At 43.1% G+C, this 14228-nt stretch carries 13 protein-coding genes; 6 read left to right on the top strand and 7 right to left on the bottom strand.

The window, feature by feature from the left end:
* Positions 1-127 precede the first annotated feature (127 nt).
* Complete coding sequence (locus ACW6NC_RS13765; RefSeq protein ID WP_457866860.1) at positions 128-466, top strand: DUF4870 domain-containing protein; 339 nt, start codon at positions 128-130, stop codon at positions 464-466.
* 124 nt (positions 467-590) lie between these two features.
* Here ACW6NC_RS13765 and dnaN read toward each other — a convergent pair whose 3' ends face one another.
* The 5 genes from dnaN to ACW6NC_RS13790 form a co-directional block, all read right to left on the bottom strand.
* Positions 591-1709, bottom strand: a complete 1119-nt coding sequence (dnaN, locus tag ACW6NC_RS13770) for a DNA polymerase III subunit beta (RefSeq protein ID WP_457866861.1) — start codon at positions 1707-1709, stop codon at positions 591-593.
* A gap of 202 nt (positions 1710-1911) precedes the next feature.
* A complete protein-coding gene (gene gldG / locus ACW6NC_RS13775; protein WP_457866863.1) occupies positions 1912-3582 on the bottom strand; it encodes a gliding motility-associated ABC transporter substrate-binding protein GldG in 1671 nt (556 codons plus the stop codon).
* A 2-nt stretch (positions 3583-3584) separates the two neighbouring features.
* Positions 3585-4319, bottom strand: a complete 735-nt coding sequence (gene gldF, locus ACW6NC_RS13780; RefSeq protein ID WP_457866865.1) for a gliding motility-associated ABC transporter permease subunit GldF — start codon at positions 4317-4319, stop codon at positions 3585-3587.
* 89 nt (positions 4320-4408) lie between these two features.
* Positions 4409-4693 (bottom strand): putative quinol monooxygenase, encoded by a 285-nt coding sequence (locus ACW6NC_RS13785; protein ID WP_457866866.1) that lies wholly within the window; start codon positions 4691-4693, stop codon positions 4409-4411.
* A gap of 3 nt (positions 4694-4696) precedes the next feature.
* The gene (locus ACW6NC_RS13790; protein ID WP_457866868.1) at positions 4697-5533 is read right to left on the bottom strand and encodes an SAM hydrolase/SAM-dependent halogenase family protein; all 837 of its coding nucleotides are present in this window, start codon (positions 5531-5533) and stop codon (positions 4697-4699) included.
* A gap of 211 nt (positions 5534-5744) precedes the next feature.
* Here ACW6NC_RS13790 and ACW6NC_RS13795 point away from each other — a divergent pair, with 211 nt between their 5' ends.
* The 4 genes from ACW6NC_RS13795 to ACW6NC_RS13810 all read left to right on the top strand — a co-directional run bounded on the left by ACW6NC_RS13795 (position 5745) and on the right by ACW6NC_RS13810 (position 10869).
* Positions 5745-6698, top strand: a complete 954-nt coding sequence (locus ACW6NC_RS13795; protein WP_457866870.1) for a PhoH family protein — start codon at positions 5745-5747, stop codon at positions 6696-6698.
* A 166-nt stretch (positions 6699-6864) separates the two neighbouring features.
* Entirely contained in the window at positions 6865-7812 is a 948-nt protein-coding gene (locus ACW6NC_RS13800; RefSeq protein ID WP_457866871.1) for a phosphoribosylaminoimidazolesuccinocarboxamide synthase, read from the top strand.
* Between the two features lie 261 nt (positions 7813-8073).
* Positions 8074-9981 (top strand): acetate--CoA ligase, encoded by a 1908-nt coding sequence (acs, locus tag ACW6NC_RS13805; RefSeq protein ID WP_457866872.1) that lies wholly within the window; start codon positions 8074-8076, stop codon positions 9979-9981.
* Positions 9982-10197: 216 nt separating this feature from the next.
* Positions 10198-10869, top strand: coding sequence for a hypothetical protein (locus ACW6NC_RS13810; protein ID WP_457866874.1), 672 nt, complete (start codon positions 10198-10200; stop codon positions 10867-10869).
* A 50-nt stretch (positions 10870-10919) separates the two neighbouring features.
* On the opposite strand, the gene ACW6NC_RS13815 is transcribed toward ACW6NC_RS13810, so the two are convergent.
* Positions 10920-11996, bottom strand: coding sequence for a DNA topoisomerase IB (locus ACW6NC_RS13815; RefSeq protein WP_457866878.1), 1077 nt, complete (start codon positions 11994-11996; stop codon positions 10920-10922).
* A gap of 136 nt (positions 11997-12132) precedes the next feature.
* Positions 12133-13221 (bottom strand): M42 family metallopeptidase, encoded by a 1089-nt coding sequence (locus tag ACW6NC_RS13820; protein WP_457866875.1) that lies wholly within the window; start codon positions 13219-13221, stop codon positions 12133-12135.
* A gap of 105 nt (positions 13222-13326) precedes the next feature.
* On the opposite strand from ACW6NC_RS13820, the gene ACW6NC_RS13825 reads away from it, so the two are divergent.
* Complete coding sequence (locus tag ACW6NC_RS13825; RefSeq protein ID WP_457866876.1) at positions 13327-14010, top strand: DUF4294 domain-containing protein; 684 nt, start codon at positions 13327-13329, stop codon at positions 14008-14010.
* Positions 14011-14228: the final 218 nt, after the last annotated feature.

Below are 14228 nucleotides of genomic sequence, written 5' to 3' on the forward strand. Positions count from 1 at the left end.
CCTCTCCAAAGGTGGTAGAAGAAAATTAACAAAACCAGGATTTGTAACATTTTTAAGATCCGGGCGTCATATTTATAAAGAAGTTGATATTTTTAACTAACAAAACTAACCAATCAATACTTTGACCATGAGAGAGGATAATCAAATGCTTGTGCTAACACACCTTAGTCAATTGCTGGATCTTGTTACCGGAATTGGCGGTTTCCTGGTCCCGCTTATCCTATGGCTGACCCAGAAAGACAAAGTCGCGGGCATGGATCTGCATGGCAAGATGATCCTGAATTTCCAGATAAGCATGTTTATTTATAGCATTATTGCCGTACCGCTTATTTTCCTTTTGGGTCTCGGCCTTATTGCCCTGGTGGTAATCGCCATAATAATGTTAGTGCTTCCTATAGTAAATGCTATTAAGGTCAGCAATGGCCAGATGCCACATTATCCCTTTAGCATTCAGATCCTCAAATAATTACAACTAAAAAACCTCACGGATATTTATTACCTGTGAGGTTTTTTTTGATCTTGTTTATTCTCATTCCCCATGGGGAATAGAAAAAGACAAAATCCCCCTTCGGGGGGATAGGGGGTTTGTCTTAATTGTTAAGCATTACTGGCATAACCAGCATAATGATCTTTTCTCCCGGATCCAACCCATCGACCGGGGTTAGGATTCCTGCACGGTTAGGCAGGCTCATTTCCAGTTGAACTTCATCTGAGGTCAGGTTATTCAACATTTCAGTAAGGAAACGCGAGTTAAACCCGATCTGCATATCATCACCCTGGTATGAACAGGTTAACCGCTCTTCAGCCTTGTTGCTGTAATCTACGTCTTCGGCAGATATATTGAGTTCGGCCCCGGCGATCTTAAGTCTTACCTGGTGGGTGGTTTTATTAGAGAAGATAGAAACCCTGCGCACTGAGCTCAGGAACTGGTTTCTTTCTATAGTTAGTTTATTTGGATTCTCCTTGGGAATTACCGCTTCATAATTCGGGTATTTTCCATCGATTAGACGACATACCAGTTCGGTATCATCAAAGGTGAACTTTGCGTTAGAGTCGTTATATTCGATCAGTACTTCGCTTTCGCTTCCTGCAAGAATACCCTTTAAAAGCGTTAAAGGCTTTTTAGGCATAATAAACTCAGCCGACTGATTAGCCGTAACATCTTCGCGGGAATATTTTACCAGCTTATGGGCATCGGTAGCCACAAAGGTTAAACCTTCAGAAGAGAACTGAAAGAACACCCCGCTCATCACCGGGCGAAGGTCATCGTTCCCTGAGGCAAAAATGGTCTTCCCGATAGCTGTGGAGAGGATGTCACCTTCAATCCTAGTACTGCTTGGATCTTCCAGCTCTACAGGATTCGGAAATTCTTCGCCATGTGCATAGGCAAGGGCGTATTTTCCGTGGTTGGAACTAAGTTCTATGGTATTGTTATCTTCAGCTACAAAGGTTAAAGGCTGTTCCGGAAACGTCTTCAGCGTTTCCAAAAGCAGTTTTGCAGGTACCGCGATCTTGCCTTCAGAATCAGAGTCCACCTTTAATTTGGCAGACATCGTGGTTTCCAGGTCCGAGGCAGATACCGTAAGTTCATCCTGCTTTAGGTCAAATAAAAAATTGTCTAGAATAGGGAGGGTGTTGTTATTGTTAATTACTCCGCCCAGTATTTGAAGCTGTTTCAGCAGGTAACTGCTGGATACAATAAATTTCATCGGCTTGTCTTGATTAATTAGAATCAGTTACAAATATATTTTAATCCTTCAAAAATCCCCTGTTTCCCAGGGAGTTTTTATTAACATCAAAATATAGATTAAAGCCTGTAATTATCTATATAACAATATATTGCGAAAGTTCCGGTGATAAAAATTGTTAATATGTTCCAAGGAAGAGTGATTCCCGGTGAAGGCCTTATCGCTATTTCACATATTTTCTTTTTCGGAAAAAATTGAAGGCCAATCCAAAGATAAGCAGCAGGACCAAAGGGACTGCGATATTGATCACCTGCCATTTTTTCCGCTCGGCTGAGGCTTTCTCCTTATCCAGAAACGCGATATTGATCTCCTTGCTCCTTATCTCCATGAGCCCGGTGTCATCCAGCATATAGTTTACCGCGTTGATCAGGAATTCCTTGTTCCCGTAAGTGTTACCAGTGTAGCGTTCAAAACCGAGTTCCAGGGGCTCTCCGCGCTGTACTTCATTTTTAATTACATCCCCGTCGGCGATGACCAGCATCTTGGTTTCCTTACTGCTTTCCAGGTCGGAAGCTATTTTGAAAGGTTTGATCCTGTTTTTGTAAGCCGAGGTAAATTCCCCTTCCAGTAAAACCGCAAGGGGCTGTTCCCCATCCTTATAACTACTGAGATCCGGCTCTTGCCCAACCATACTTAAACTAATCTGCTTCGGGGTTCCTTCAACCTTTGTTTGGGGGGAACTACTTAGGAGGATGGTTTTGTTTACCTGGTTTTCCAGGGTATCGATCTGGTTGGCATATTCAAATTTTACTGCCTCTATATTGTTGATTATTGGGTGATCGTTGGGAGAAGCGCTTAGCGGACTGTAAAACCAGGGGTAAGGATTGAACCTGGTATTGTTGCCGCTGCCCGAGGCCAGGATGATAGGCGCAGAATAAATGTCGTTGATTAAGACCGGGTTGATGCGTACGCCGTAAGCAAAGAACATATCGCCCAGGTTCAGATCCCTGGGGTAGGCCAGGGCCGTACCGGCCGGGTTCATTAAACTGTCGGTCTCCATGGCTACACTCTCGGTGAGCCATATGGATTTCCCGCCATCCATAGTGTACTGGTCCAGGATATATTTTTCGTTTTCTGAATAGGCCTCGGTAGGCTTAGCCTCAATGATCAGGTCGTAATTTTTTAGATCCTCCAGGGTTTTTTCAGGATTCACCTCGGCAGAGTCCAGGGTGAAGGGGGCGAGCAGGTAATAATCCTGCAGGCTCCTTATCAAATCCACTATTCGGGAATCGGGAAGTTCAGCGTTGCCTCGCATCACTGCAATCTTTTTTTCCCGTGGATAAATGAGCTTGCTCAGGCCATCGGCAAAAGCGTATTCCAATTGTTGTACCGAGTTGTTAACCAGTTCCTGGTCTGAGGCTCCTAACTGATTCTTTAAAAGGGGAATCTTCACCGATTGTTCCCCGTAATTGGCCATGGCCCAAGGGAATATCAGGGCTTCCGAACTTTTTCCGTTTTCCTGCACTGAAATCCTCGCGGGAGTCATTCCCATTTCATAGAATTCTGTCGCAATGGCTTCTGCATCCCCTTCCTCTTCCAGGGGATCGATAAAATTAAATTTAATATGGTGATTATAGGCAGCAAACTCTTCCAGCATTTGCCTGGTCTCATTTTTTAACCTTCGGAATTCCGCCGGGAACTGACCCTCCAGGAAAACATCAATGATCACTGGTTCTTCCACATCGTCAATAATATTCAGCGCGGCAGGAGAGAGGGTATAGCGATTATCTTCGGTGAGATCCCAACGGGTAAAGAAGGCTGATGCCAGCCAATTTACAATGGCAATGGCCACAACCATGATGATAAGTGATCTATATGTTTTGCTATGCTTCAAGATCAGGATTTTAATTGCAGGTTTTTAAGTCTAATTTCCGTGAGTTTTAGAAATAGGAAAATGAAACTTATAAAATAAATTAAGTCCCGACTGTCTATGACGCCGCGGCTTATGCTTTGATAGTGATAGCTAATGCCCAGGTATTCCAGCCCGTAATTTCCACCGGAAATTCTTGCCGAGTAAAGGGCTTCAAAAGCGAAATAACTTAAAAAACACAGGAAAACGCCAATGATAAATGCCACGATCTGATTCTGGGTGAGCGAGGAGGAAAAGATCCCTATCGCGGTATAACAGGCAGCCAGAAAGACCAGGCCTAAATAGGAACCCAGGGTGGCACCAAGATCAAAATTCCCCTCGGGATTCCCTAACTGATCAATAGTTATCACGTATATCACACTGGGAATTATCGTCAGAAGTACTAATGTCAGGGCGCCAAGATATTTTCCTAAAACAAGCTGTTTAAACCCTATCGGACGGGTGAGCAAAAGTTCCAGAGTACCCCTGCGTTTTTCTTCAGCGAAACTTTTCATACTGATGGCCGGAATAAGAAAGATGAAGATCCATGGTGCCAGGTCAAAGAAGGCTTTGATATCGGCAAAACCACTGTCTAGGATATTATATTGTCCCGGGAAAATAAAGAGGAATAAACCACAGGTTACCAAAAATATTCCGATGACCAGATAGCCTATTGGAGAGGAAAAAAAAGATTGTATTTCTTTATTTAAAATTGCTAACATGAATTCAGGTATTGATCGGTGTGGGTATTACCCTTGTTTCCTTCCACTGCCCAGACCAATTTACTTTTAATAATTTCAAGGTTTAACATCTATAGGCTTTCTACACTCCAGGCTTCCGGTCTTTCGTTGAACATCGCTTTGGTTTCTGTCCAGATCCCTTTAAATAGCGCTGAATTGCGATAGTTTTCCAAGGCCGCCTGATCTACCCAGTAACTATACGTAAAAAAACGGTTTGTATTATCTTTATCTCTAAGTAATTCCAGATGCCTGCAACCTTCAAAATTCCGAATTTTCGATTTATTGGCTTCAAAGTTGGCTAGAAATTCCTCAATTCTGTCAGGCTCAAAACTCATTTTCACGATCCTCTTCAGCATAGTTTATTGAAAATTTATGGTTACCGTATCCCTTAGTTCCAGACCGAAGAGCGTCGAAGCGCTGCCCACGGTAGAGGGGTTGCTTTTGTAGATAGCCAGTTCGATATAACCGGCCGAATTAAAAAGGGCCAGTTTTTTCCCATCTTCCACTCCGCGTTTTTCTCTTTCCTGTTCAAAATTTATCCAGCCACTATAAGACTCATGAATATTTTCAAATCCGACCATCCTGGCGCTTAATTTAAATTTACGAGATTTCCCTACGTGCTCAAAAAGCTTACGGGAGATATTGGTAATGACATTTCCATAGTTATCGATATAGATCACATGGCCGACGATCTGGTTTTTATCTGTATTGACGATGGGTTCAAACTCCTTAAGGTATTTGATCTGGCTGATAGTCTTACCAATCACCTCCAGGGTTCCGCCCCGGGCCAGGTGACTGGCTACCTTTACAAATACATCCAAAACCGGGAAATTAGACTGTAATTTGTCGTGAATATTAATCTCGACGATTTTCGCAGGTTTGATCTCTGAGGCCAGCAGGGAAAGGATGCCGTTGTTGGCACAGATAAAATAATGATCATCCAGCAACACGGCCAGGTGCTTGTTCTCAGGGGTGAATTCCGAATCGATCCCGATTATATGAATGCTGCCTTTTGGAAAACTATCGTAGGCATTTCGGATGATATAAGCCGCTTCGCTGATGTGGAATGGCGAAACCGAATGGGAAATATCAACAATCCTTACCTGTTGCTCCAACTCGGTGTAAATCGCCCCTTTAACCGCCCCTGCGAAGTAATCTTTCTCTCCAAAATCGGTTGTTAAGGTAATTATGGCCATAGGTTATTGTTAATATTTTTTTGGCTTCTAAGCGCGTATTTTTGTGTAAGTTTGTATTAGGCGAAGATAAAATTTATTTTGTCTAATCTCCTTTTAAAATCCCGTTAAAAACACGGTATTTATCAAGAATGGTATCAGTATTCTTAAAGGATAAATTATTTATAAAAATTTTAAATGTAACGGATATCCAACGCTATAAAACTCTCAGCCTTTGAACGAAATTGTAATTGAACTTTCAGAAATTAATCCAAGGGAATTCTTTGGTAGTCATAACGAGAATATTGAACTTTTAAAAAAGTACTTTCCCAAGCTCAAGATCGTAGCCCGGGGCAGCAGGATAAAGGTTTTTGGAGATGAAGAGATGCTGGAGGAATTTGATGAGCGTTTTTCAATGCTGATGGATCATTTCGGGCGCTACAATAAATTGGATGAAAATGTCATTGAAAGGGTACTGACCAGCCAGAGCAAGGAGGATTATCAGACTTCCACCGAAAGTGGAGAGGTGCTTGTTCACGGGGTAAGTGGTCGAATGATCAAGGCCCAGACCGCCAACCAACGAAAACTGGTGGAACTCACCAAGAAAAATGATATGGTTTTTGCCATTGGTCCTGCCGGAACCGGGAAGACCTATACCGGGGTGGCCCTGGCGGTAAAAGCGCTTAAAGAAAAACAGGTGCGCCGTATCATTCTTACCAGGCCTGCTGTGGAGGCAGGAGAAAACCTGGGATTCCTTCCCGGGGACCTTAAGGAAAAACTGGACCCTTACATGCAGCCCCTTTATGATGCGCTAAGGGATATGATCCCCCACGAAAAACTGGAGACCTTTATAGAAAAAGGGATCATCCAGATCGCACCACTAGCCTTTATGCGTGGCCGTACCCTGGACCATGCCTTCGTCATCCTGGATGAGGCCCAGAATACCACCCATGCCCAAATGAAAATGTTCCTGACCCGGATGGGCAAGGACGCCAAGTTTATGGTCACCGGGGATCCTGGCCAGATTGATCTGCCCCGCAGGGTGATCTCAGGACTCAAAGAGGCCTTGCTTGTGCTTAAAGATGTCAAAGGCGTAGGCATGATCTACCTGGACGATAAGGATGTGATCCGCCATAGACTGGTTAAAAAGATAATCGCCGCTTATAAAGAAATAGAACATACTGAATAACTAAATGAACTGGGCCCGGTCTGGAATTATTTATAATAGCACTCTTAAAGGTGAAGTAAGGGTTTGCTTAAAGACTTTTACCAGGAAGAATGGAATTCTGGGATTTTATCGCTGAATGCTCTTCTTTTATTATTTTCGGGCCTGTCTTATGATTTAACCTGAATTGATGAAAAACACGATAACGACTACCAATTTTAATTTTCCTGGTCAGCAAGCCGTATATAAAGGAAAAGTAAGAGATGTATACAGCCTGCAGGACAATAAACTGATCATTATAGCCACCGATAGGCTTTCGGCCTTTGATGTGGTTATGCCCAAAGGGATCCCTTACAAAGGACAGATCCTGAACCAGATCGCCACCAAGATGATGCAGGCTACCGAGGATCTTGTTCCCAACTGGCTGGAGGCTACCCCGGATCCCAATGTAGCCATTGGGGAAAAATGTGAGCCTTTTAAAATCGAGATGGTCATTCGCGGTTACATGGCAGGCCATGCCGCCAGGGAATATAAATCCGGTAAGCGGAAGCTTTGCGGGGTTTCCCTTCCCGAAGGGATGAAGGAAAATGACAAATTTCCCACGCCGATTATCACCCCTGCCACAAAGGCCGAACAAGGCGACCACGATGAGGATATTTCCAAAGAAGAGATCCTTGATCGGGGCATTGTTTCTGCCCAGGATTACGAGGTCCTGGAGGACTATACCCGAAAATTGTTCCAACGAGGCACCGAGATCGCCGCAGAACGAGGGCTCATCCTGGTAGATACCAAGTATGAGTTTGGGAAGACCTCGGAAGGAAAAATCGTGCTTATCGATGAGATTCACACCCCTGATTCTTCCCGATATTTTTATGCCCAGGGCTACCAGGAGCGCCAGGAGAATGGTCAGCCTCAGAAGCAACTTTCCAAGGAATTTGTTCGTCAGTGGCTTATTGAGCATGGCTTCCAGGGTAAACAAGGGCAGAACTTGCCTGAGATGAGCGATGCCTATATTACTTCTGTCTCAGAGCGCTATATTGAACTCTACGAGAATATCACCGGGGAGAAGTTTGTAAAGAGCGATATCAGCGATATCGAAACTCGCATTGAGAAAAACGTATTGGACTATTTGAAATAGTTTACTGTATAAGGTAAGAAGAGACCTGGAAGAATCGCTGTTTTTTAAGCAGCATTTTCCAGGTTTTCTTTTTTTTAAATGAAAGGGTAGGGGGCGGTCCAATTTTTAATTCTTGATATAATTTTCCTTTATTTTTAAAATTAGCTTGTTAAGGCTTGCAGTTTTTTAAGGGAATTCCATAGTAATTTTATAAATTGCCGGGAACATCATTAAACAAGTTAAAAAACATACAGTAACATCATCAATATTTTTATTTAAACTATGAGTAATTATCATATTAAGAATTTAGAGGAATACTTTCAGGTTTACCGGAAATCGGTGCGGGAACCAGCCAATTTTTGGGAAGAGGTCGCCGAGGAACATTTCACCTGGCGAAAGCGATGGGATAATGTCCTGAGCTGGGATTTTTCCAAGCCGGAGGTAAAATGGTTTGAGAATGCCAAACTCAACATCACTGAAAACTGTATCGATCGCTTTCTTTTTACCCGTGGGGACAAGACAGCAATTATATGGGAACCTAACGAGCCATCAGAGGAGGCCAGGCATATAAGTTACCTGGAATTACATAAAATGGTCAATAAGTTTGCCAATGTGCTCAAGGATAAAGGCGTTAAAAAGGGGGATAGGATTTGTATCTACCTTCCGATGATTCCTGAACTGGCAGTTGCCATGCTGGCCTGTGCCCGGATAGGGGCCATCCATTCGGTGGTTTTTGCCGGCTTCTCTTCAAAAGCCCTTGCCACCCGTACCAATGATGCGGGCTGCAAAATGATGATTACAGCAGATGGTTCTTTCCGTGGAAGTAAAACCATTGACCTTAAAGGTATCGCTGATGAAGCCCTTAAGGATTGTCCCGATGTAGAGGATGTCCTGGTGGTAAATCGGATCAATAGCGATATTCATATGGAAGAGAACCGGGATGAGTGGTTACAGCCATTATTGGATAAGGCTTCAGATCAATGTGCTCCAGAGATTATGGATGCTGAGGATCCGTTATTTATCCTTTATACTTCAGGTTCTACCGGAAAACCAAAAGGTATGATGCATACCACTGGAGGATATATGGTCTATACCGCTTATACCTTTAAAAATATCTTTCAATATAAAGAAGATGATGTGTACTGGTGTACCGCAGATATTGGCTGGATTACCGGCCACTCTTATATCCTCTACGGCCCATTGGCCAACGGGGCGACAACGGTGATGTTCGAAGGTACGCCTTCTTATCCCGATGCAGGACGTTTCTGGCAGATCGTGGAAAAGCATAAGGTCAACCAGTTTTACACGGCGCCTACGGCTATCCGATCCCTGGCTAAAACCAGTTCTGACTTTGTGGAGAAATACGATCTATCCTCGCTTAAGGTGCTCGGCTCTGTTGGCGAGCCTATTAACGAAGAGGCCTGGCACTGGTACAATGACCATATCGGTAAAAAGAAAAGCCCGATCGTGGATACCTGGTGGCAAACGGAAACCGGCGGTATTATGATTTCTCCTATTCCTTATGTTACCCCGGCTAAACCAACCTACGCCACCTTGCCTTTCCCCGGCGTGCAACCTGCACTGATGGGTGACAAGGGGGAGGAAATAAAAGGTAACCAGGTTGAAGGACGCTTATGTATTAAATTTCCATGGCCGGGAATGGCCCGTACCATCTGGGGCAATCACGACAGGTACCGGGAAACCTATTTCTCTACCTTTAAGAATATGTACTTTACCGGCGACGGCGCTTTGCGCGACGAGGTAGGTTACTACAGGATCACCGGTAGAGTAGATGATGTTATTATCGTCTCTGGCCATAATCTCGGAACTGCGCCAATAGAGGATGCCATTAACGAACATCCGGCAGTAGCGGAATCTGCAGTGGTTGGCTTCCCACATGAGATCAAAGGAAATGCCCTTTATGCCTATGTGATTCTCAAAGAAGTTGGTGAGAGCCGTGACCGGGAGAATTTGAGGAAGGAGATCAACCAGTCTATTGCTGAAAAAGTAGGCCCTATTGCCAAACCTGAGGTTATTCAGTTTGTAAGTGCCCTGCCTAAGACCCGCAGTGGTAAGATTATGCGAAGGATCCTCAGAAAGATCGCTTCCCGACAGACAGAGAACCTCGGTGATACTTCCACCTTACTCAACCCTGAGATCGTGGATGAGATTATTAGCGAAAGAGGCTAATTGCTTAAAAATAAATGTAATGGGTCGTTTAAGGAGTTTTTATAGCTTTTTAAACGACCTTTTTTTGGATTAAAGTGTACTGTTATTTTTAGGGAAAATGAGCGCTTTGGAAGAAAAAATGGAATGTAGTGGATGGTATTTTTTTATATCTTAAGGCCTTGTTAAAAAAGACGGAACAATAATTGATATTATTATTAAAACACAAAAACATTTACAATGAAGAAATATTTCCTTTTGATTTTAGTCGTTTTCTTTGGCTTCAGCGCATCGGCCCAAATCCAGAGCCAGACCCTGATCAATGATCGTATGGTGATCCCGGTCTATAAAAAAACTCCTGAAGGCTTTACCGGAACCCCGTTTGTTGATGAAGAATTCAGAAAAGGAGCTATCCTTGATGAAGAGGGCAGGGCCCAACCTGCTTTTTTGCGTTATAATGCCGTGGAAGGCATTATGGAAATAAAATTGAATAAGTTACAGGAAGATATTCATGTGTTACCGCGTATAAAGAAAATCACCTACGTCATAGATGGTTATACCTATTTCATCGATTCCAAAAGAACCCAGGACGGGGAATTTTTGGAAGGGTATTTCGTGAGTTATTATGACGGGGATCATGTCAAACTTCTGGGTTGGCCAAGACCCGACGTGATTGAGCCTCAAATGGCCAAGACCGGTTATGATAAGGATAAGCCTGCCCATCTTCAAGTCGATATGGAATATTTTCTTGAGATTGGAGAGAACAGGCCCCAGGAAGTAAGGCTAAGACCCAGGGATTTCAGAAAAGCCTTTGATGGGGATAAAGCGATGAAAAAATATTTTTCTGATCATAAAGTAAAAGAACTAGAGGATGCCATAAAGGCCCTGAAGTTCTACGACAATCAGGCTTAAATAGTTAGCAGATAAAATCTAAAACTGAACCTTTCCGGGTTCAGTTTTTTTTATAGAGAGACCTCGTAATCCTTTATGAGTTTCAGGATGGCTTTTTCTGTTTGCGTAAGGGAACCGTAACCCTGGCTACTGTCTTTTTTAACGCCTTTGAAATAAGGAACGATCTCACCGGTCTGGTAGGTATTTACAATCCTGGGATGTACATAGTAACTGCGGCACACTGCCCTGGTATTACCCAGGCCCTCAGCAGTGGCATCAAAGGCACTGAGAAGGTTCTTTTTGTTTTGTTGCTCCTCTTCGGTATAACCAAGCTCTTTTAAGGTTTCGAAGAAAATCTTTGAAGCACTCCAGGTCCTGAAATCCTTAGCCGAAAATATATCCCCGCTTATATCGCGAATATACTCATTGATCATTCCACTGTCAATGCTATGTTTCTGCCCGTTCTCATCGTAAAATTTAAATAATTCCCAGCCGGGAATCTCCTCACACTGATTGATGAGTTTTATGAGTTTTTTATTCTTTAAGCTTACCGAATGCTCCTTGTTCTTTTTGCCGATATACTCAAAGATTACCTTATCCTTATAGGTTTTTACATGCCTGCTTCTAAAAGTGGATAATCCGTAGGTCTTATTTTCCCTGGCGTAATACTGGTTTCCAATCCGAATATGAGTTTCCTCCATTAATCTGATGATAAGGGCCAGCACTTTTCTTTGGTTCATTTCAGGATGATCAAGATCACGGTCAACTTTTCGACGAATCCTGGGTAGGATCTCTCCAAATGCGGCCATCTTAAAGAATTTGGTTTCATTCCTTATTTTGGACCAAAGGGGATGATACATATATTGTTTGCGGTTTTTTTCATCCCTTCCCACAACCTGCAGGTGTGCATTGCTGCTCTTGGCGATCCTAACCTGGGTCCAGCCAGGGGGGATCACCAGCTCTTTGATTTTCTTAAGGGTTTGCTTATCCGATATTCGCGAGCCGTTTAGGAAATAAGAAAAACCACGGCCGTGTTTTTTGCGCTTAATGGAAAGCTGCTCCTCACCAACATAACGGAGATTTGCAAGGCTGGCGGCCTGGTAAGGATCTTGTATAATAAGATTGGCCTCCTCTGGAGAAATGGTCATAGCAGCTTTTTTCATAAAAATAGGCTGAATTCTCCTTTAGCTGTGATAAAGCTATGTGAAAATTGAATTAAGAAAAATAAAAAGGCCTTCCCTGAAAGAAACAGAAAAGGCCTTTTTTTCTTGTGAAAAGATTCTATTATTTAAAATAACTGAAATCCTGGTCGCCCTCGACTCTAAGAAGGCTTTCGTAAATAAGGTTAATAACGTTTTCCACATCATTCTTATGTACCATCTCTACAGTGGTATGCATATAACGAAGCGGTAAGGAGATAAGGGCGGAAGGTACCCCACCATTACTATAAGCAAAAGCATCGGTATCGGTGCCGGTAAACCTGGAATTCGCTGCCCGCTGGAAAGGAATTTGCTTCTCCTCTGCGGTTTCTATAAGCAGCTCTCTTAGGTTGTTTTGAACCGCCGGTGCGTAAGCAATTACCGGGCCTGCGCCAATCTTTGCCAGTCCATTGGTTTTCTTCTCGATCATCGGGGTCGTAGTATCGTGGGTCACATCGGTTACTATGGCCACGTTGGGTTTTATCCGCTGGGTGATCATCTCGGCACCACGCAAACCAATCTCTTCCTGGACCGAATTGGTTATATACAATCCAAAAGGAAGTTTCTTTTTGTTCTCCTTTAGCAATCGGGCTACCTGGGCGATCATAAAACCTCCGATTCGGTTATCCAGGGCGCGGCATACGAATTTATCTTCATTGAGAATAAAGAAATCATCGGGATAGGTAATCACGCAGCCAACATGGACTCCGAGGTTCTCCACTTCTTCTTTAGTAGTACATCCCACATCGATACAGATATTATCCATTTTTGGTGCCTGCTCTTTTTCCTTATCACGGGTATGGATGGCTGGCCAGCCAAAGACTCCTTTAACTATTCCATTTTTTGTATGAATATTGACCCGCTTGGATGCCGCTATCTGGTGATCGCTTCCACCGTTTCTCACTACATATATTAGCCCGTCATCGGTGATGTAATTGACATACCAGGAGATCTCATCGGCATGGCCTTCGATCACCACTTTGAACTCGGCATCTGGGTTAATGACTCCAACGGCAGTACCGTAGATATCGGTAATAAATTCGTCTACATAAGGTTTTAGGTATTTCATCCATAGCTTCTGGCCTTCAGCCTCGTACCCGGTTGGGGCAGCATTATTAAGGTATTTTTCCAGGAAATCCATGGATTTTTTATTCAGTATTTTTCCTTTATCCATATTGTTTGAAATTTGAGCGAATTTAAGAAGATTTAGGCGGATGACAACTAGCGATTGATTAAATTTGGAATGATTTTGGCTTGATGATTTGCGAAAAATTTTCTGATGATAAAAAAGCTTTTCATACTGATTTTATTAATGGGTTCAGGACTGATGGCCCAGGAGGATACTACGGAGGTGGATACCCTGCAGAAACGCTATATGATCATATTGGGAGATACCATTCCCCGGGAAGCCATAGATCTGGATGAAGTGGTGATCCTCAAAGATCTTAGATTCGACAATCTCCAGGAAAGAAGACGTTACCTTATATTAAGGAGGAAGACCAGGAAGGTGTATCCATATGCCAAATTGGCTTCTGAAAGGTTGGTCTCCTTAAACAGCAGGTTGGATGAGATCGAATCTAAGAGTGACCAAAGACGCTATACCCGAATTGTCCAGGATTACATAGAAGAGGAATTTTCCGCTGAATTAAAAAAGCTCACCCGGACCGAAGGTCAGATCCTGGTAAAGCTTATCCACCGCCAAACCGGGACCACGGCTTTTAACCTGGTGAAAAACCTTAAAAGTGGCTGGCGGGCCTTCTGGTATAATACCACCGCCAGTATGTTCGATATATCCCTTAAGGAGAAGTACGATCCGCATAACAACCAGGAAGACTACATTATTGAAGATATTCTGCAACGTTCCTTTAATCAGGAGGTACTCGAACCGCAGGCAACAGCACTGGATTTTAAATATGTTGAACTCACCGATAAATGGAAGAGACCGCGGCATCGTACGCAGTAGGTGAAACCCATTATTTTTTATTTAGGCTGAAATTATCTTTTAAAGTTTGCGACTAAAGTATTTGGTTTCTAAGTGCTTAAAATTTCATTTTAAGATTTCTTTAAAAAACTTTTAATTTTTGCTTGCGGGAGTAAAAAAGCCCTGTATATTTGCAGCCGCTTACAGGGATAACAGGAGTTATAAAGGTAGGCGGAAGTTCTTTAACAGCGTGGATTAAG

The organism is Salegentibacter profundi (genome assembly GCF_054121475.1).